This window comes from Haemophilus sp. HMSC066A11 (assembly GCF_001811665.1).
Taxonomy (GTDB): Bacteria; Pseudomonadota; Gammaproteobacteria; order Enterobacterales; family Pasteurellaceae; genus Haemophilus; species Haemophilus influenzae.
In genome coordinates this window covers 1-19656 of sequence record NZ_KV805878.1, presented here as the reverse complement: position 1 = coordinate 19656, position 19656 = coordinate 1, and the positions used below count along the sequence as shown (strand labels likewise).

The 19656-nt window shown below is 38.6% G+C and carries 16 protein-coding genes; 10 read left to right on the top strand and 6 right to left on the bottom strand.

The window, feature by feature from the left end; genetic code table 11:
• Positions 1-441: a ribosomal protein S18-alanine N-acetyltransferase gene (gene rimI, locus HMPREF2813_RS06910; RefSeq protein WP_014550634.1), complete on the top strand. Its 441-nt coding sequence runs from the start codon at positions 1-3 to the stop codon at positions 439-441.
• 45 nt (positions 442-486) lie between these two features.
• Here the strand turns inward: rimI and fdhE are convergent, their stop codons facing one another.
• The 4 genes from fdhE to fdnG all read right to left on the bottom strand — a co-directional run bounded on the left by fdhE (position 487) and on the right by fdnG (position 6205).
• Positions 487-1395, bottom strand: a complete 909-nt coding sequence (gene fdhE, locus HMPREF2813_RS06905; RefSeq protein WP_014550635.1) for a formate dehydrogenase accessory protein FdhE — start codon at positions 1393-1395, stop codon at positions 487-489.
• 71 nt (positions 1396-1466) lie between these two features.
• Positions 1467-2186: a formate dehydrogenase subunit gamma gene (locus HMPREF2813_RS06900; RefSeq protein WP_005630324.1), complete on the bottom strand. Its 720-nt coding sequence runs from the start codon at positions 2184-2186 to the stop codon at positions 1467-1469.
• The gene (fdxH, locus tag HMPREF2813_RS06895) at positions 2179-3117 is read right to left on the bottom strand and encodes a formate dehydrogenase subunit beta (protein WP_005687445.1); all 939 of its coding nucleotides are present in this window, start codon (positions 3115-3117) and stop codon (positions 2179-2181) included. Before fdxH ends, HMPREF2813_RS06900 begins: the two co-directional genes overlap by 8 nt.
• 1 nt (position 3118) lies before the next feature.
• Entirely contained in the window at positions 3119-6205 is a 3087-nt protein-coding gene (gene fdnG, locus HMPREF2813_RS06890; RefSeq protein WP_014550636.1) for a formate dehydrogenase-N subunit alpha, read from the bottom strand.
• Positions 6206-6475: 270 nt separating this feature from the next.
• Between fdnG and fdhD the strand changes: the two genes are divergently transcribed.
• From fdhD to HMPREF2813_RS06870, 3 genes are all read left to right on the top strand, one after another.
• Positions 6476-7288, top strand: coding sequence for a formate dehydrogenase accessory sulfurtransferase FdhD (gene fdhD / locus HMPREF2813_RS06880; protein WP_014550637.1), 813 nt, complete (start codon positions 6476-6478; stop codon positions 7286-7288).
• A gap of 261 nt (positions 7289-7549) precedes the next feature.
• Positions 7550-8014: an rRNA maturation RNase YbeY gene (ybeY, locus tag HMPREF2813_RS06875; RefSeq protein ID WP_011271775.1), complete on the top strand. Its 465-nt coding sequence runs from the start codon at positions 7550-7552 to the stop codon at positions 8012-8014.
• A gap of 18 nt (positions 8015-8032) precedes the next feature.
• Positions 8033-8818: a Cof-type HAD-IIB family hydrolase gene (locus tag HMPREF2813_RS06870; protein WP_038440983.1), complete on the top strand. Its 786-nt coding sequence runs from the start codon at positions 8033-8035 to the stop codon at positions 8816-8818.
• Positions 8819-8854: 36 nt separating this feature from the next.
• On the opposite strand, the gene HMPREF2813_RS06865 is transcribed toward HMPREF2813_RS06870, so the two are convergent.
• The gene (locus HMPREF2813_RS06865; protein WP_041174616.1) at positions 8855-10654 is read right to left on the bottom strand and encodes an AMP-dependent synthetase/ligase; all 1800 of its coding nucleotides are present in this window, start codon (positions 10652-10654) and stop codon (positions 8855-8857) included.
• A 193-nt stretch (positions 10655-10847) separates the two neighbouring features.
• Complete coding sequence (gene gap, locus HMPREF2813_RS06860) at positions 10848-11867, bottom strand: type I glyceraldehyde-3-phosphate dehydrogenase (RefSeq protein ID WP_005649897.1); 1020 nt, start codon at positions 11865-11867, stop codon at positions 10848-10850.
• 250 nt (positions 11868-12117) lie between these two features.
• Here gap and gmk point away from each other — a divergent pair, with 250 nt between their 5' ends.
• From gmk to lldD, 6 genes are all read left to right on the top strand, one after another.
• Positions 12118-12744 carry a guanylate kinase gene (gmk, locus tag HMPREF2813_RS06855; protein WP_005649899.1) on the top strand — a complete coding sequence of 209 codons (627 nt, stop codon included), beginning with the start codon at positions 12118-12120 and terminating at the stop codon, positions 12742-12744.
• Between the two features lie 62 nt (positions 12745-12806).
• Positions 12807-13073, top strand: coding sequence for a DNA-directed RNA polymerase subunit omega (gene rpoZ / locus HMPREF2813_RS06850; protein ID WP_005649900.1), 267 nt, complete (start codon positions 12807-12809; stop codon positions 13071-13073).
• A gap of 72 nt (positions 13074-13145) precedes the next feature.
• Entirely contained in the window at positions 13146-15260 is a 2115-nt protein-coding gene (gene spoT, locus HMPREF2813_RS06845) for a bifunctional GTP diphosphokinase/guanosine-3',5'-bis pyrophosphate 3'-pyrophosphohydrolase (protein WP_014550639.1), read from the top strand.
• Entirely contained in the window at positions 15257-17338 is a 2082-nt protein-coding gene (gene recG, locus HMPREF2813_RS06840; protein ID WP_014550640.1) for an ATP-dependent DNA helicase RecG, read from the top strand. Before spoT ends, recG begins: the two co-directional genes overlap by 4 nt.
• A 29-nt stretch (positions 17339-17367) precedes the next feature.
• Positions 17368-18177 (top strand): glutamate racemase, encoded by an 810-nt coding sequence (gene murI / locus HMPREF2813_RS06835; protein ID WP_014550641.1) that lies wholly within the window; start codon positions 17368-17370, stop codon positions 18175-18177.
• 213 nt (positions 18178-18390) lie between these two features.
• Positions 18391-19536, top strand: a complete 1146-nt coding sequence (gene lldD, locus HMPREF2813_RS06830) for an FMN-dependent L-lactate dehydrogenase LldD (RefSeq protein ID WP_011272772.1) — start codon at positions 18391-18393, stop codon at positions 19534-19536.
• The last annotated feature ends 120 nt before the right edge of the window (positions 19537-19656 follow it).

The window sequence follows — 19656 nt, the reverse complement described above, 5'->3', positions numbered from 1 at the left end:
ATGTCTATTATTTCTCAAATTGAAGCCTGTGATTTCGAGCGATTGTATGAAATCGAACAGCAAGCACATCTGGTGCCTTGGTCGCTGGGGACGTTAAAAAATAATCAAGGGGAGCGTTATCTCAATTTAAAATTAATTGAGAATAATCAGATTATCGGTTTTGCGATTTGCCAAACCGTATTAGATGAAGCGAATTTGTTTAATATTGCGATTTTGCCTAATTATCAAGGTTGTGGATTTGGCAAATTATTGTTAGGCGAATTAATCTTTCAATTAAAGGAAAGAGGTGTACAGACTTTATGGCTAGAAGTCAGAGAGTCTAACCCTGCTCGTTTCTTGTATGAAAAAATTGGTTTTAATGAAGTCGATATTCGAAAAAATTATTATCCGAAACCCAGTGGTGGACGAGAAAATGCTGTAGTAATGGCCTGTTATTTATAGATACAAATGATATAGCCTAGAATGTTTATCCTAGGCTATATTTTTTTATGCTTCTTCTGCAGGAAAAACAAATGGATTTAATCCGCTGCGTGCGAAACCCTTTTCTTCCATTTCAATATCTAAGAAAATGGAGGCCAAATCATCGGCTACAGCTTCTACGTAAGGATCTTTTTCCTGGAACATCATTTTTAAGTAACTTTCACAGCTACCACAGGTTTCAGCACGAACAAGTGCAAGTTCTTCATCTAACGACCACATTTCGAGTTTGTCGTGGCTATTACAATTGGTGCATTGTGCGCGTACTAAATTCCATTCACTTTCACATAAATTACAATGTAAGTAGCGTAACCCTTGTGATGTACCAATTTGTACCATACTTGCCACAGGTAAAGAACCACAAACAGGGCAGTGATGTAAATTTTCGGCGTTCTCAACTTGGCTATTATGGGGAATTTGCTGGGCGAGCTGTAGCCAATAAAGAGAAAGTGCAGCCCAAATAAAGACGGCTTTATCACTGCTAACTAAATTAAATTCTTGTGCTAAGAGTTTATTTGCCATTTCTTCTAAGTCGGCAGAGGATGCTTTTTCAAGAAATTCAATTGTCGCAGCGACTTGCTCATTAGCCTTTGGTTTAATTTCATCAAGAATTTCAGTTAAGTATTCACGCCAGATGCTGTTTCTTTTAAAGGTTTTTGCATTTAGTGGCTTGATATCATTTAGCTGTTCAAACTGTTGTGGCGGTAAAGGATTTTTTTCTAACGTGGAAAGTTGGCTTTCAACTATGTCTGCGGCAAATAATAAATAATCAGATAGAGGATGATTTTGTGCTAAGTCTCTTAAACGTTTTGCTCTGCGTAGGTAAAGATTTTTAGGATTGGCAAATAAAATCGCTGGGGCTTGATATGTATTTGCCACTTGTTTAATTTCTGATTCAGATAAGATTTTGATACTCATATTCTTCTCACTTTTATAATAAAAAGTGCGGTCAATTTTAACCGCACTTTTTTCTTTTTCAGGATTTGAGCTTATTTGCCAAATCCTTTAAATAAGACTTTGGTTTTACCTACTTTTTTGCCAGATTGCTCGTTGAGTAAATCTTCTTCAAGTTTTGATAAAACTTCTTCACGATACCATCTTGGGTGATGTTTTTTCGCCCAACGAACAGTAACCCAACCTTCAACAATACCGCGAATTGATCCTTTAACCCAAAATGCCATATATATATGCACTAAGATACCAGTGAATAACATAAAAGCACTTGCAGAGTGGAGTAAAATAGCAATTCGCAATACTGGGATTGAGAAGTAATGTGAAAAATATTGACGCCACATAATGATGCCAGTGACTAATAACGTTACCATTGCCAAGTTTAATGTCCAAAAGAGCATTTTTTGACCAAGGTTATATTTGCCATTATCAGCAACCGCGTGTTCATTCCCTTTAAGAACTTCAATAACACCTTTTGCCCAGCGAATATCGTTTTTTTCTGGAATATTGTGATCCCAGTACAATAACGCTAAGTAGATGAAAGCGAAGAACATTAAAATCCCTGTAAATGGATGAATGGCGCGTGCAATTTGTGGTGTACCCAAAATTTCTGTGAGCCAAGCAAAGTCAGGGAAGAAAAATGCAACACCAGTGAACATCGTCATAAAAAAGCAAATAACCAACATCCAGTGACTGATACGTGCTGGGGTTCTATGGCGGATAACGCGAGTATCGTTGCTAATTTCAATTTTACTCATTATTTTCCCCCTTGGATGGTTTATTTTCTTCAAATTCGTGATGATGATCTTCCACATCTTCTTCTACATTTGGGCCAACGGTTAAGTAGTGCGCAACTTCTGCTAGAGCTAGACCACCCATTGCAACTGCAGCGACTGGTTTCAATACATCTTTCCATAAGGTCACACTCAAATCAATTTGAGGATCTTTTGGAAGACCATTGTAAAGCTCAGGTTTATCTGCGTGATGCAACACATACATTACGTGTGTACCGCCTACACCTGGAGGATCGTAAAGTCCTGCGTTTTCATAACCACGGGATTTTAAATCTGCCACGCGTTGTTCTGCGTAAATTTTCATTTCTTCTTTAGAGCCGAAACGAATAGCACCTGTTGGACAGGTTTTCACGCAAGCTGGCTCTTGTCCCACAGAAACACGATCCACACAAAGAGTACATTTGTATACACGATTGTCTTCAGGATTCATTCGTGGAATATTGAATGGACAGCCTGCAATACAATAACCACAACCAATACATTTATCGGATTGGAAATCTACAATACCGTTAGCATATTGAATGATTGCACCGGGTGCAGGACAAGCCTTTAAACAACCAGGTTCTGTGCAGTGCATACAGCCATCTTTACGAATCAGCCATTCTAAACGATCGTTTTCTTCAACTTCGTTAAAACGCATCACCGTCCATGCTTTTGCATCAAGATCAACTGGATTGTCATAAACCCCAACACATTGTGCATTGATATCAGAGCGAATATCATTCCACTCTGAACAACCCACTTGACAGGCTTTACATCCTATACAAGTTGAAACATCAATTAATTTTGCGACTTCAACTTTATGAGCTCTCGCTTGTGGTGCTGGTGTTAAACCAGATGTTGCGGAGATTTTAATAACGTCTTGCGTTTGAACGCCTTGAGCAGTTCCAGCCATATTATGCCTCCCCAACTTTTTCAATATTTACCAAGAATGTTTTGTATTCTGGTGTTTGCGTGATTGCCTCACCCCAAGATGGTGTTAAGGTATTCGTAGAGAATCCACGGTTACCTTTGCCATTTAATGCCTTCATATTCCAGTGAATTGGAAGACCTATATGGTGTACGACACGTCCATCAATTTCGAGATCTTTAAGACGTTTTGTAACCACGGCGACCGCTTTAATATAGCCACGACGAGAAGTAATTTTTACCATATCGCCTTTTTGGATGCCTTTTTCTGCCGCTAATTTTTCGCCAATTTCCACAAATTGTTGTGGTTGTGCGACGATATTTAATGCAGATTGTGCAGTCCAGCTGTGGAAATGCTCGGTTAAACGATAAGTTGTTGCTACAAATGGATACTCTTTATTTGAACCAATAAATTCACGATCTTCTTTATAGATACGTAAAGTTGGATCGGTTACTACATTTGGATGAAATGGGTTTGTATCAATTGGGCTTTCAACTGGTTCATAGTGTTCTGGCATTGGGCCATTTGCAATTTTATCAACGGCAAATAAACGTCCTACGCCTTCTGCGGACATAATGAACGGCCCAGTATCAGAACCTGGTGGTTGCGTACCGTAGTCAGCAATATCAAACCAGTTCCAGTTTTTACCGTTCCATTTGATTAATTGGCGGTTTTTATCCCAAGGATTACCATTGATATCTAATGATGCACGGCTATAAAGTACGCGGCGGTTTGCAGGCCATGCAAAGCCCCAGCCAATAGTACAACCTAAACCCGATGGATCTGAATTATCGCGATTAGCAGTTTGGTTGCCTTTTTCAGTCCATTGACCAACATATAACCAGTTACCTGATGTTGTTGTACCATCATCACGTAAATGTGCAAATCCATTGAGTAATTGACCTTTCTTGTACATCAAGTTACCGTTTGGATCATAAAGATCTTCAAGTGCATAACCATTTAATTCTTTGGCTAATTCAACCGCACTTGGTGAGTGTGGTTGAGCATAATTCCAAGTCATTGCTTCAAAAGATTTAATGCCTTGACCACCCTCTTTTTTATAAAGTTCGTGCATTTCTTCGCGTAGCATAGAAAGAATATCAACATCAGGTAAGGCTTCTCCCGGTTGATCGCAACCTTTCCAGTGCCATTGAGCCCAGCGACCAGAATTAACGATTGATCCGTCTTCTTCTGCGAAACAAGTAGTTGGTAAACGGAAAACTTCTGTTTGAATTTCCGCAGGATTTACATCATTTGACTCACCAAAATTTCTCCAAAATTCTGATGATTCAGTTTGTAATGGATCCATAACGACTAAGTATTTCAGTTTACTCATACTAGATAACGTTTTATTTTTATTTGGCAGTGCATTTAATACGTTAAAACCTTGTAAAATCCAACCGTGTAATTTGCCTTCATTCATCAATTTAACGTGAGTAATCGGATCATATAAGCGATCTGCTTTTGGTAAGAAATCGAATCCCCAGCCATTTTCCTTAGTGGCATTATCTCCGTAGAAAGTTTTCATCATACTGACAAAGAATTTTGAAGTATGACGATAATAGTTCACTTGGTTTGGAACGATATCTTTTGGTGTAATTGCGTTAATGTATTGATCGTAAGAGGTATCTTTATCGTTTGGCAAACGCATATAACCTGGTAAAGACATTGGCAATAAGCCCATATCTGTCGTACCTTGAACATTGGAGTGTCCACGTAATGCGTTAATACCGCCACCTGGCATCCCCATATTACCTAAAAGTAATTGGATTATCGCCATTGAGCGAATATTTTGTGTACCGATTGAATGCTCTGTAAAACCTAATGCATATAGATGCGTCATCGTTTTATTTGGTACTGAGGTTTTACCAATTTCTTCACAGATTTGTAAGAAGAGTTTTTGTTTTACACCTGTAATACGCTCAACCATTTCTGGGGTATAACGAGAAACGTGCTCTTTTAAGATGTTAATGACACAACGAGGATGTTGTAATGTCATATCACGTTTAGCGTGACCATTTTCATCAAATTGGTAGTTCCATTTAGATTTATCGTAGTTACGTTTTTCTTCGTTGTAACCTACAAATAAACCGTCTTCAAATTTGAAACCTTCATCAATTAAGAATGAAGCATTGGTATAGTGTTTAACATATTCGTGTTGAATTTGATTTGTTTCCAATAGGTAACGGATCACGCCCATTAAGAACGTAATATCAGAACCAGAACGAATTGGCGCGTGTAAATCTGCAACGGATGCTGTACGGTTAAAACGCGGATCAATAACGATGATTTTCGCACCGTTTTTCTTCGCTTCAATTGCCCAACGGAAGCCAACAGGATGGGCTTCAGCAGGGTTACCGCCTTGAACGATGATTAAGTTGGCATTTTTAATATCAACCCAGTTATTTGTCATGGCACCGCGACCAAATGATGGAGCAAGACTTGCTACCGTTGGTCCGTGTCAAGTATTCGCTTGGTTACATACTGGCACCATACCGAGCATTCGAATCCACTTTTGCGTTAATAACGCAGCTTCATTGCTCATTGCTGATGCAGTCATAATTCCTGTCGTTGCCCAACGATTAACCGTTTTTCCACTTGCATCTTTTTCAACAAAGTTGGCATCTCGGTCATCTTTCATTAAACGAGCAATACGTTTAATGGCATCTTTCCAAGAAATTCGTTCCCATTTATCAGAACCGGGCGCACGATATTGAGGATATAAAGAACGGCTTTCACTATTGACATAATCGAGTGCGCCAGCACCTTTCGGGCAAAGTGCACCTCGACTGACTGGGTGATCTGGATCGCCTTCAATATGAAAGAGTTTTGAACGAGTATTTGTGCCAGTATGGCTGCTTAATGAATTGTAAGGTTTGCCTGTGCTATATAACAACATACCGCAACTTACAGCGCAGTATGTACAGGTGTTACGGGATTCAAACGCACGTAATAATTTATATTCGCGTGGTGCAGCTAATACATTTGCTGGAGCAAAGCCCAACATTGCAGCTGACGTTCCCGCCATACCTCCTGCACAGATCTTGAAGAATTTTCTTCTTGAGACCTGCATAATCACTCCTTTCAACAACAAGTTGTTGAGATATTATAGATAGTAATAAAATTCGTTTAGTAGCTAGATTATGTTGATTTCGTTAAAATAACACTCTCTAGTATATAAATCATCGAAAAAACGCTGATTTATTGGGTAGCTAGGATAATGATTTTTTAACGATAAATCCATAATCAAATGACATTAGCTTCAACAAATATTGTGATCTAGATCATAAATATAAAAATAATTTAACAGATTTTTCACATTTAACTAATGGACGGGTAATAAATGCAGTGCTGGGTTCTACAAACTATCAACTTTTTTAGAAAGACAAAAAATACAGAAAAATTGACCGCACTTTTGCAACAAAAAGAGGACATACTGGCTGTTGAGATGCCAGTTTCTTTAGTATATAACGGGATTTCTCACGCAGTTATGATGTGTTCCCCAAACAATTTAGAGGATTTTGCTTTAGGCTTTTCTATAACAGAGGGAATTATTGATAAACCAGAAGATATTTATGGCATTGATGTTGTAGAAGTTTGCAATGGTATTGAAGTGCAAATTGAACTTTCCAGCCGTAAATTTATGGCATTAAAAGAGCATCGTCGTAATCTTACGGGGCGTACAGGCTGTGGTATTTGTGGTACAGAACAATTGAATCAAGTATATAAAACTTTTCCAAAATTAGACTGTACTTTTCAATTTGATTTAGATTTGCTAGATAGTTGTCTTATTGATCTTCAAAAAAATCAATTACTTGGATGTAAAACTGGTGCTACCCATGCTTGTGCATTTTTCGATTTATATGGAAATATGTTAGCTATTTACGAAGATGTAGGTCGCCACGTTGCGTTAGATAAATTGCTTGGTTGGCACGCAAAATCGGGTAAGCCTAGAGGTTTTATTTTAGCCTCCAGTCGAGCGAGTTATGAAATGGTGCAAAAAACAGTGGCTTGCGGGGTGGAAATGTTAGTCACGATTTCCGCCGCAACGGATTTAGCAGTAACAATGGCAGAAAAACATAATTTGACTTTAATTGGTTTTGCTAGGGAAGGAAAAGGAAATATTTATAGCGGACATCCACGACTTCACAATTAACCCCAACTAAGAGCGAGAGATTTGAGGTTTTGTGTTGATTAAGGAAATAGCGTGATTTGTCTCTTTGTATGTTAAAAATAGAGTAAATTAGCGGTAAACATAAATTATGTAATCTAAATTTAGGGGATTGGTGGGTTTATTATTGTATAATTCCCCTCATTTTTATACATACAAAAGTGGTCATAAGCCCACCCGTTTGTTATATGTATTCAATAAGTGCAAAAGTGCGGTTAGAAATTGAAAAGAATTTAGGAGAATAGAATGGGAAGTGTATTGGTTGATTTGCAAATTGCCACAGAAAATATAGAGGGTTTGCCAACAGAAGAGCAGATTGTGCAGTGGGCAACAGGTGCTGTTCAACCAGAAGGGAATGAAGTCGAAATGACGGTGCGTATTGTGGATGAAGCCGAAAGCCATGAATTAAATTTAACTTATCGTGGAAAGGATCGCCCGACTAACGTGCTTTCATTTCCATTTGAATGCCCCGATGAGGTGGAGTTGCCATTGTTAGGGGATCTCGTTATTTGTCGTCAAGTCGTGGAGCGAGAAGCTGCAGAACAAGAGAAACCATTAATGGCGCATTGGGCGCATATGGTCGTGCATGGTTGTTTACATTTACTCGGTTATGATCATATTGAAGACGATGAAGCGGAAGAAATGGAAAGTTTAGAAACCCAAATTATGCAAGGATTAGGCTTTGATGATCCTTATTTAGCAGAGAAATAATCTTTATTCGGAGTAATGATGTATAAAGCAGTATTTAGTGATTTTGATGGCACCTTATTAACCTCTCAACATACCATTTCCCCTCGAACTGTTGCGGTAATTAAGCGTTTAACGGCGAATGGCATTCCTTTTGTGCCAATTTCGGCGCGTTCTCCTCTAGGTATTTTGCCTTATTGGAAACAGCTTGAAACGAATAATGTGCTTGTTGCATTTAGTGGCGCGCTTATTTTGAACCAAAATCTCGAACCAATTTATAGCGTACAAATCGATCCAAAAGATATTTTAGAGATTAATACCGTTTTGGCGGAACATCCTTTGCTTGGCGTGAATTATTATACAAATAATGATTGCCATGCTCGTGACGTAGAAAATAAATGGGTGATTTATGAATGCAGCGTGACCAAAATTGAGATTCATCCTTTTGATGAAGTAGCGACAAGTTCGCCACATAAAATTCAAATTATTGGGGAAGCAGAAGAAATCATTGAGATTGAAGTTCTTTTAAAGAAAAAATTTCCACATTTAAGTATTTGCCGTTCCCACGCTAATTTTTTAGAGGTAATGCACAAGAATGCAACCAAAGGAAGTGCGGTGCGTTTTTTGGAAGATTATTTTGGCGTACAAACCAATGAAGTGATTGCATTTGGCGATAATTTTAATGATTTGGATATGCTACAACACGCAGGACTTGGGGTGGCAATGGGAAATGCGCCAGATGAAATTAAACAAGCGGCAAATGTGATTACGGCAACCAATAATGAAGATGGACTTGCATTGATTTTAGAAGAAAAGTTTCCTGAATAATTAGAAAAGAAAGGCTCTCAATTGAGAGCCTTTTGGTTATGCTTCTTGTGAATGATACATTGCTTCAATTTGCTTGCGATAACGTTCCAAAATCACTTTTCTACGCAATTTTAATGTTGGTGTAATTTCGCCTAATTTAATGCTGAATGCTTGAGAGAGTAGCGTGAATTTCTTTACTTGCTCAAAGTGAGCCAATTCTTTTTGCACCGCATTAATACGTTGCTCAAACATTTTCAGAATGTCAGAATTTTTTAATAATTCTAAACGGTCATGATATTTAATATTGATCTGTTTAGCGTACTCTTCCAAACTATCAAAGCAAGGCACAATCAGTGCGGACACATATTTTTTCGCATCTGCGATGATTGCAATTTGTTCGATAAATTTATCTTTACCGATTTTGCTTTCGATATATTGTGGCGCGATATATTTACCGTTTGAGGTTTTCATTAATTCTTTGATACGATCGGTAATAAATAAATTTCCTTGTTCGTCAAACTCTCCCGCATCGCCAGTTTTTAAGAAACCATCTTTTGTGAAGGCTTGAGCCGTTTCTTCTGGCTTCTTGTAATAGCCTTTCATTACCATTTTGCCACGCACGAGGATTTCATTATTTTCCCCAATTTTAACTTCCGCTTTTGGCATGAGTGTGCCGATTGAATTTGGGTTAAATTGGAAATCATGCCAGCAAGAAACGGTTGCGGTTGTTTCTGTCATGCCATAGCCTAATTTGATGTTGATACCAATGGCGTGGAAAAATAACCCAATAGCCGGTTCTAATTTTGCTCCTCCGCAAGGCATCATTTTTATACGCCCACCCAATAATTGGCGAAGTTTTGAGAGTACTAATTTATCCGCTAAAGCAAATTGTTTCTTCAATAAGAACGGAATAGCTTTGTTATTCGCACGTAAATCAAAATGTTTTTGTCCTACAGAAATTGTCCAATGGAACATTATTTGGCGAAGTTTTGGTGCTTTTTGAACTTTATCCAGCACGGCTGCATAAATTTTTTCGTAAAAACGTGGGACGGCACACATTAAAGTTGGGCGAATTTCCGTTAAAGCTGACCGTACTTGATTGGTGTCTTCTAAATAGCAAAGTATTGCGCCTCTATGAAGAATATAAGCCGCCCATGCCCGTTCAAAAATATGAGAGAATGGTAAAAAAGAAAGTGAAATATCCTGATCTGTCACATTAAGTGAAAGATCGTGCGTTTCTAATTGATGCGCGAGATTAGCGTAATCTAACATGACACCTTTAGGCTCTCCCGTTGTGCCTGAGGTATAAATAATCGTAAATAAATCCGATAATTGTTTTTGGTTTAAGCGTTGAGTCAGTTCATCTTGTTGGGCGTTTGAACCTGTTTCAATAAAACTTTCCCAAGTGCAAGAAAGAGGATCTTGTTGTAATTGAATTGTAGATTTCATTGCCACAATTTTTTGTAATTTTGGATAATGATGAGCAATTTCCAATGCTTGATCGTATTGCTCTTGATCGCCGACGAAGAGAATTTTTACATCGGCGTGATTTAGGATAAATTCTGCTTGCTGGGCTGTATTGGTTGAGTAAATAGGCACTGTGATTGCTCGAATTTGTAAGGTTGCAATGTCAGCGATTGTCCAACGTTCCATATTATGGGCAAAAATGGCGATTTTATCTTGTACGTCAATATTGTGAGTAAGCAATGCTCGAGAAAGTTGATTGAGTTGCTCTTGAAAATTTTTCCAAGAAATGTCTCGCCACAAGCCGTGTTCTTTATAGCGAAGTGCGGTCATATTTGCACGAGTCTTGGCTTGTTGTTGAATACGATGAACAAAATGGAGATCGAGATTCATATTAACCCTATTTTTTGATTTCATTGAGCGAACAGTTGTGCGCTAATATAATCTTAAATAGGAATAAAAGCTAGAAGAATATTGATTGTTTTAAATTATTTTTAGTGATCCCTTGTTCATTTTTAGAGCGTAAACTAAATTCTAGATAATAAAAAACCGCTCTGAAGAGCGGTTAATTTTTTCAAAGTTTTAACTAGCCTTTGTAGTTGTAGATATGAGCTACTAAGTCTAATACTTTGTTTGAGTAACCCGTTTCGTTATCGTACCAAGATACCAATTTAACGAAAGAATCTGTTAATGCGATACCTGCTTCTGCATCAAATACAGAAGTTAAAGCACAACCGTTGAAGTCAGTAGAAACAACAGCATCTTCAGTGTAACCTAATACGCCTTTTAATTCGCCATTGAACGTTTTACCTTCCGCTGCATCTTTGATTGCTTGTTTGATTGCATCATAAGAAGCTGGTTTTTCAAGATTAACTGTTAAATCAACAACAGATACGTTTGGCGTTGGAACACGGAAAGCCATACCAGTTAATTTACCGTTTAATGCAGGTAATACTTTACCTACTGCTTTCGCTGCACCTGTTGAAGATGGAATGATGTTTTGTGATGCACCGCGGCCGCCGCGCCAGTCTTTAGCTGATGGACCATCCACAGTTTTTTGAGTTGCAGTCGTTGCGTGAACAGTGGTCATTAAACCATCTTTGATACCGAAAGTTTCATGAACAACACGTGCTAAAGGAGCTAAACAGTTTGTTGTACAAGATGCGTTAGAAACGATATCTTGACCTGCGTATGCGTTGAAGTTTACACCACGAACGAACATAGGGGTTGCATCTTTAGATGGGCCAGTTAATACAACTTTTTTTGCGCCTGCAGTGATATGTTTACGAGCAGTTTCATCAGTTAAGAATAAACCAGTCGCTTCAACAGCGATATCAACACCGATTGCACCCCAGTTTAAGTTTGCTGGATCACGTTCTGCAGTGACACGGATAGTTTTACCATTAACCACTAAGTTACCATCTTTCACTTCAACAGTGCCGTCGAAACGACCGTGAGTTGAATCATATTTCAACATATAAGCCATGTATTCAACGTCGATTAAGTCGTTAATACCTACAACTTCAATGTCATCACGATGTTGTGCTGCACGGAATACGATACGGCCGATACGACCAAAACCATTGATACCAATTTTAATTGCCATAAGATTTTCACCTTTTATTTAAGTTAAACAAATCTGTTTGCTTTGAGTAATACTGCTCACTCAGTAAGACAACGCACAGAGTATAGCACGAGCATTTTTATAAAACTATAAACCCTACTACTTTTTTGTGATCTATATCAAATCATCATTAGAATGAAAAAGTACCGTAAAAAATCACCGCACTTTTGATGATTTTTTATAGAGAAATCTGCATAATAGACTGAAGTTGTTAGAGAAGGTTAAATATTCTATGTCTCAAGGTAATCTTTATATTTTATCTGCACCAAGTGGCGCAGGAAAATCTTCATTAATTTCTGCGTTATTGGCATCAGATAGTTCAACTCAAAAAATGGTTTCTGTGTCACATACGACCCGTGCCCCACGCCCAGGTGAAGTTGAAGGCGTACACTATTATTTTGTATCAAAAGAAGAGTTTGAATCACTCATTGAACAAGATTTATTTCTAGAATATGCCAAAGTTTTTGGTGGCAATTATTATGGAACCTCTTTACCTGCGATTGAAGAAAATTTAGCAAAAGGCATTGATGTATTTTTAGATATTGATTGGCAGGGTGCCCAACAAATCCGTAAAAAAGTGCCTTCAGTAAAAAGCATTTTTATTTTACCGCCTTCATTGCCTGAATTAGAGCGTCGTTTAATTGGTCGTGGGCAAGATAGTGAAGAGGTTATTGCCGAACGAATGTCAAAAGCGATAAGTGAAATTTCGCATTATGACGAATATGATTATGTCATTGTGAATGATGATTTTGAGAAAACATTAAAAGATTTACAAAGTATTTTGCAATCGGAACGCTTAACTAAAGATTATCAACAAAAACAAAATGCAATGTTAATTCAACAGCTACTAGCAAAATAGGGCGAAATTGAGTATTATAACGCCCTTTCAATAGAGTAATTTTTGACAAATCGGAGTAAATTATGGCTCGTGTTACTGTGCAAGATGCAGTAGAAAAAATTGGTAACCGTTTTGATTTAATTTTAACGGCTGCACGTCGTGCAAGACAATTACAACTTAACCAAAGTGTGCCGTTAGTGCCAGAAGATAATGACAAACCAACAGTAATCGCATTACGTGAAATCGAAAAAGGTTTGATTAATCAAGATATTATGGATGCACAAGAATTCCAAAAAATGGCGAAAGTGCAAGAAACGGAAGAAGCAGCTGTTGCATTAATTACAGAATAATATTTTAAAAGTGCGGTAAAAAATCACGATATTTTAACTGCACTTTCTCTTTCAACGATAAGTAGGTCTCCTTTGGAACTGTTTGCGGATTTAGATCGAATTATTCAAGGGTATTTGCCCGCAGATAAAATTGAACTCATCAAGCGTGCGTTTTTGATTGCAAGAGATGCGCACGAAGGACAATTTCGCTCCAGCGGCGAACCTTACATTACCCATCCTGTGGCGGTAGCCTCCATTATTGCTCAACTTCACTTAGATCACGAAGCGGTAATGGCTGCGCTTTTGCACGATGTTATTGAAGATACACCTTATACGGAAGAACAACTGAAAGAAGAGTTCGGTGCCAGTGTAGCTGAAATTGTGGACGGTGTATCAAAACTCGATAAGTTGAAATTTCGTACTCGCCAAGAAGCACAAGTCGAGAATTTTCGCAAAATGATTTTGGCGATGACGCGTGATATTCGCGTTGTGTTAATCAAGCTTGCTGACCGCACGCATAATATGCGCACGCTTGGTTCGTTACGACCAGATAAACGTCGCCGTATTGCGAAAGAAACGCTTGAAATCTATTGTCCGCTTGCTCATCGTTTAGGTATTGAGCATATCAAAAATGAATTAGAAGACTTATCTTTTCAAGCAATGCATCCACATCGTTATGAGGTATTAAAAAAACTCGTTGATGTGGCGCGGAGTAATCGACAAGATTTAATCGAACGTATTTCACAAGAGATTAAAGTGCGGTTAGAAAACGCAGGCATTTTTGCCCGAGTGTGGGGACGTGAAAAACATCTTTACAAGATCTATCAAAAAATGCGCATAAAGGATCAAGAATTCCACTCTATTATGGATATTTATGCGTTCCGTGTGATTGTGAAAAATGTTGATGATTGTTATCGCGTTTTGGGGCAAATGCATAATCTTTATAAGCCACGTCCAGGCCGAGTTAAGGATTATATCGCGGTACCTAAAGCAAATGGCTATCAATCTTTGCAAACTTCAATGATTGGGCCGAAAGGAGTTCCCGTAGAAGTTCATATCCATACTGAGGATATGGAACAAGTCGCTGAAATGGGCATTACTGCGCATTGGGTTTATAAAGAAAATGGTAAAAACGACAGTACAACCGCACAAATCCGCGTACAACGCTGGTTGCAAAGTTTGGTCGAAATTCAACAAAGTGTAGGTAATTCGTTTGAGTTTATTGAGAATGTAAAATCAGAGTTTTTCCCGAAAGAAATTTATGTTTTTACGCCAAAAGGTCGAATTGTTGAATTACCAATGGGCGCAACAGCAGTAGATTTCGCTTATGCTGTGCATTCAGATGTGGGGAATACTTGTGTTGGCGTGACTGTTGAGCATAAACCTTATCCACTTTCAAAAGCCCTTGAATCAGGGCAAACAGTCAATATCATTACTGATCCAAATGCGCATCCTGAAGTCGCATGGTTAAATTTTGTGGTAACGGCTCGTGCGAAAACACGGATTCGCCATTATCTCAAACAGCGTTGTGAAGAGGATGCGGTGAAATTAGGCGAAGTTGAGCTTAATGTAGCATTACAGCCGCATAATTTAGGTGATTTTTCTATTCAACAAATTAGCACTGTATTAGATGCTTTAGCCCTTTCTTCTTTAGATGAATTATTACGAGAAATTGGTTTAGGTAATCAGTCAGCCTCCATGATTGCGCATCAATTTGTGGGCGTGCCGTTAGAATCTGCTAATACTAAGAATCTCGAATTTGAATCAAAAATACTCACTATTGCACCAATGCAAGTGGGTAAAACACAATTTGCGCAATGTTGCCATCCAATCCTAGGCGATCCTATTGTGGGATGTTGTACAGAAAAAAATACAGTTGTGGTACACCATCAACATTGTGCAAGTTTGAAAAATGCTTGTCGTCAATCGTTGGCTAAATGGGATAACGTTCAAAGTGCGGTGAATTTTGAGGCTGAATTACAAATAGAAATATTGAATGAGCAGAATGCCTTGCTTAGTTTAATGACCGCAATTTCAGCTAGCGAAAGCAGTCTCCAAAATATTTGGACGGAAGAATTAGAGAACAATTTATTGCTTGTGATTTTGCAGGTTTGTGTAAAAGATATCAAACACCTTGCCAATATCGTTCATCGCATTAAAGGTATCACTGGCGTCGTTAATGTCAAACGCAATATTAATGAGCTATGAGCCTTGAACTTCTCGATGCCGTGCCTTTGACCAGCCTTTCTGGTGTGGGGGCTGCCATTTCTAATAAACTGGCTAAAATCGGCATTCATAACCTGCAGGATTTACTCTTTCATTTACCTATTCGCTATGAAGATCGTACGCGAATTACGCCAATCGCTAATCTTCGCCCTGAACAATATTTTACTATAGAGGGAATTGTACAAACCTGTGAAGTCGCTTTTGGCCGCCGCCCGATTTTATCGGTAAGTTTGTCAGACGGCACATCGAAAATTATGTTACGTTTTTTCAATTTTAATGTGGGAATGCGTAATAGTTTTCAAGTTGGCGTGCGAGTAAAGGCCTTTGGAGAGGTAAAACGTGGGCGTCACATGCCAGAAATTCATCATCCAGAATATCAAATTGTGCGAGATAATGCGCCCATAGTATTGGAAGAAACCCTAACGCCGATTTATTCCACAACGGAAGGGCTAAAACAAAATTCATTACGAAAATTAACGGATCAGGCTTTGGCATTACTCGACAAAGTTCAGATTGCAGAAATTTTGCCTAATGAATTTAATCCACATCAATATAGCTTAAAAGAGGCATTGGGATTATTGCATCGTCCGCCGCCAGATATTTCATTAGAAATGTTAGAGCAAGGTAAGCATCCTGCACAACAACGATTAATTTTTGAAGAGCTTCTAGCACATAATTTAGCTATGCAAAAAGTGCGGTTAGGAACGCAACAATTTTCTGCCTTACCGCTACATTATCAAACAGATTTAAAACAGCGATTTTTAGCCACCTTGCCATTTCAACCCACTAATGCGCAAAAGCGAGTAGTGTCCGATATTGAACAAGATCTTATCAAAGATTATCCGATGATGCGCTTAGTGCAAGGGGATGTGGGCTCGGGAAAAACATTGGTTGCCGCATTGGCTGCTTTAACTGCAATTGATAACGGCAAACAAGTCGCCTTAATGGCGCCAACAGAAATTCTTGCAGAACAGCATGCGAATAATTTTAGACGGTGGTTTGAGCCTTTCGGTATTGAAGTTGGCTGGTTGGCAGGTAAAGTAAAAGGAAAATCAAGACAAGCAGAGCTTGAAAAAATCAAAACTGGTGCGGTGCAAATGGTGGTGGGGACGCATGCTTTATTCCAAGAAGAAGTCGAGTTTTCCGACTTAGCATTAGTGATTATTGATGAACAACATCGTTTTGGGGTGCATCAACGATTAATGTTGCGTAAAAAAGGCGAAAAAGCAGGATTTTATCCCCATCAGTTAATTATGACGGCAACACCGATTCCAAGAACGTTGGCAATGACCGTCTATGCAGATTTGGATACATCAATTATTGATGAATTGCCTCCAGGCCGTACGCCGATAACAACCGTAGTGGTTTCTGAAGAACGTCGCACTGAAATTGTGATGCGTGTAAAAAACGCTTGTGTTAATGAAAAACGTCAAGCCTATTGGGTGTGTACGTTAATTGATGAATCAGAGGTGTTAGAAGCTCAAGCAGCTGAAGCGATTTGGGAAGATTTAACGAAAGCGTTACCGATGTTAAATATTGGTTTAGTGCACGGGCGCATGAAACCCCAAGAAAAACAAGATGTCATGATGCGTTTTAAAAATGCAGAATTGGATTTATTGGTGGCGACGACAGTTATCGAAGTGGGGGTTGATGTTCCGAATGCAAGTTTGATGATTATCGAAAATGCAGAACGTTTAGGTTTATCGCAGCTTCATCAGTTACGAGGGCGCGTTGGTCGAGGCAGCACGGCTTCTTTTTGTGTACTAATGTATAAACCTCCGCTCGGCAAAGTTTCGCAAAAACGTTTGCAAGTGCTACGAGATAGCCAAGATGGGTTTGTTATTTCGGAAAAAGATTTAGAAATTCGTGGGCCAGGTGAAGTACTTGGAACGAAACAAACGGGAATTGCTGAATTGCGAGTAGCAAATTTAATGCGAGATAGAAAAATGATACCAACGGTGCAACATTATGCGAAATCACTTATCCAAAAATACCCTGATGTGGCAGAAAGCCTAATCCGTCGCTGGCTCAATAATAAAGAAATCTACTCGAACGCTTAAAAGTGCGGTCAATTTTCAAAGAGTTTTAAATGGATAAAAAAGAAAAACGCCCAACTGTACTTTTTTTTGACTCTGGAGTGGGTGGGTTTAGCGTATACCGTGAAGCCAAAAAACTATTACCAAATTGGCGTTATCTCTATTGTTTTGATAATGCCGGTTTCCCTTATTCAGAACGCAAAGAAGAAAGTATTATTCACCGCACTTTAGCGGCGTGTCAGATTATTAATCAACGTTATCCATTAGATGCAATCGTGATAGCTTGCAATACAGCGAGTACAGTTGTGCTTCCGCCTTTGCGAGCTGCTTTTGATATTCCTATCATTGGGACTGTACCCGCTATTAAACCTGCATCAGAAATAACAAAGACAAAACATATTGGTTTATTAGCTACAAAGGGGACTGTAAAACGTCATTATATCGATGAGTTGATTGATAAATTTGCGCAAGATTGTATTGTTGAGAGACTGGGAACGACAAAATTAGTCGAAATTGCGGAGCAAAAAATTCGTGGTCATTCCGTTGATCTAATTAGCTTAAAAGATGAATTATCTCCGTGGGCAGGCATGGCAGATTTGGATACATTAGTTTTAGGTTGTACTCACTTTCCTCTCATCAAAGATGAAATTCAGTTGTGCTTGCCACAAGTTAAATATTTTATGGATCCGAGTGCAGCAATTGCTAAACGGATCAAATATTTACTTGATGATAAAAATCTACAAGTGCAAAATGAAAAATATAATCAAATGTTTTGCACCGCACATTTTCCCGAAGAATCTCAATTTAAAAAAGCTTTACATCTATGGGGATTTGAATCTTTGGAAGTAATCAAAATAGATTAAAAGTTAATAGATTAATTGTGTGATATTGATAAATTCACAATTTTTCCTAATTTTATAGGTGATTTTTCTACTTATATCATTTCTATATGTCACTTTTTTAAAATAAATTGTGATCTAGTTCTCAAAATAATTATGATTTTTATTGAATTTGTTAAAATAGTGTTATAATGCCTCTCAGGTTTCTCACTATTTTATTGAATAAAAGAGGTAAAAATGATTATTTCATCAGCTAGCGATTATCGTGAAGCGGCGCGCCGCCGTGTTCCTCCCTTTATGTTCCATTATGCCGATGGCGGTTCTTATGCCGAGCAAACACTTGCGCGTAATGTGAGTGATTTGGAAAATATTGCTTTAAGACAACGTGTCTTAAAAGATATGTCTGAATTGGATACTAGTATAGAATTATTTGGTGAAAAACTTTCAATGCCAACTATTCTTGCACCAGTTGGGGCGTGCGGAATGTATGCGCGTCGTGGAGAAGTGCAAGCAGCACAAGCGGCGGACAATAAAGGTGTGCCGTTTACTCTTTCAACAGTATCGATCTGTCCAATTGAAGAAGTCGCCCCTGCGATTAAGCGTCCAATGTGGTTTCAGCTTTATGTGTTAAAAGATCGTGGTTTTATGAAAAACGCGCTTGAGCGTGCGAAAGCAGCAGGCTGTTCTACTTTAGTGTTTACGGTCGATATGCCTACTCCAGGTGCGCGTTATCGTGATATGCACTCAGGTATGAGTGGGCCTTACAAAGAAATTCGCCGTGTATTACAAGGCTTTACACACCCATTCTGGGCGTATGATGTGGGTATCAAAGGCAAACCGCACACCTTGGGTAATGTTTCAACTTATATGGGTAGACAAATAGGTTTAGATGACTATATTGGCTGGCTAACAGAAAACTTTGATCCATCAATTTCGTGGAAAGATTTAGAGTGGATCCGTGAGTTTTGGGAAGGTCCAATGGTCATTAAAGGCATTCTCGACCCTGAAGATGCGAAAGATGCGGTGCGTTTCGGTGCTGATGGAATTGTCGTTTCAAATCACGGTGGCCGTCAGTTAGATGGCGTGCTTTCAAGTGCAAGAGCGTTGCCACCGATTGCCGATGCAGTGAAAGGGGATATTAAAATTATTGCCGATTCAGGTATTCGCAATGGTTTAGATATAGTCCGTATGTTGGCATTAGGGGCAGATGCAACAATGTTAGGTCGAGCATTTGTTTATGCTTTAGGGGCAGCAGGTCGTCAAGGTGTTGAAAATATGCTCGACATTTTCAAAAAAGAGATGCGCGTAGCGATGACATTAACCAGCAATCGTACTATTGTCGATATTAAACCAGAGGCTTTGGTTGATCTAAGTAAACTTTAATTTATAAATTGAGATCAAAAATCAACCGTTTGTTGGCGGAATTATGTATTTTACGTATGTATTTTCAACAAACGGTCGAGCTTTTCAAAAATTTTTGCAAAAAGTACTTGCAAGGGATTT

What these genes read in the sequence shown, in the direction of transcription:
- rimI (WP_014550634.1), top strand. Translation starts at nt 1, where the DNA reads ATGTCTATTATTTCTCAAATTGAAGCCTGTGATTTCGAGCGATTGTAT.
- fdhE (WP_014550635.1), bottom strand. Translation starts at nt 1,395, where the DNA reads ATGAGTATCAAAATCTTATCTGAATCAGAAATTAAACAAGTGGCAAAT.
- HMPREF2813_RS06900 (WP_005630324.1), bottom strand. Translation starts at nt 2,186, where the DNA reads ATGAGTAAAATTGAAATTAGCAACGATACTCGCGTTATCCGCCATAGA.
- fdxH (WP_005687445.1), bottom strand. Translation starts at nt 3,117, where the DNA reads ATGGCTGGAACTGCTCAAGGCGTTCAAACGCAAGACGTTATTAAAATC.
- fdhD (WP_014550637.1), top strand. Translation starts at nt 6,476, where the DNA reads ATGCAGTGCTGGGTTCTACAAACTATCAACTTTTTTAGAAAGACAAAA.
- ybeY (WP_011271775.1), top strand. Translation starts at nt 7,550, where the DNA reads ATGGGAAGTGTATTGGTTGATTTGCAAATTGCCACAGAAAATATAGAG.
- HMPREF2813_RS06870 (WP_038440983.1), top strand. Translation starts at nt 8,033, where the DNA reads ATGTATAAAGCAGTATTTAGTGATTTTGATGGCACCTTATTAACCTCT.
- HMPREF2813_RS06865 (WP_041174616.1), bottom strand. Translation starts at nt 10,654, where the DNA reads ATGAATCTCGATCTCCATTTTGTTCATCGTATTCAACAACAAGCCAAG.
- gap (WP_005649897.1), bottom strand. Translation starts at nt 11,867, where the DNA reads ATGGCAATTAAAATTGGTATCAATGGTTTTGGTCGTATCGGCCGTATC.
- gmk (WP_005649899.1), top strand. Translation starts at nt 12,118, where the DNA reads ATGTCTCAAGGTAATCTTTATATTTTATCTGCACCAAGTGGCGCAGGA.
- rpoZ (WP_005649900.1), top strand. Translation starts at nt 12,807, where the DNA reads ATGGCTCGTGTTACTGTGCAAGATGCAGTAGAAAAAATTGGTAACCGT.
- recG (WP_014550640.1), top strand. Translation starts at nt 15,257, where the DNA reads ATGAGCCTTGAACTTCTCGATGCCGTGCCTTTGACCAGCCTTTCTGGT.
- murI (WP_014550641.1), top strand. Translation starts at nt 17,368, where the DNA reads ATGGATAAAAAAGAAAAACGCCCAACTGTACTTTTTTTTGACTCTGGA.
- lldD (WP_011272772.1), top strand. Translation starts at nt 18,391, where the DNA reads ATGATTATTTCATCAGCTAGCGATTATCGTGAAGCGGCGCGCCGCCGT.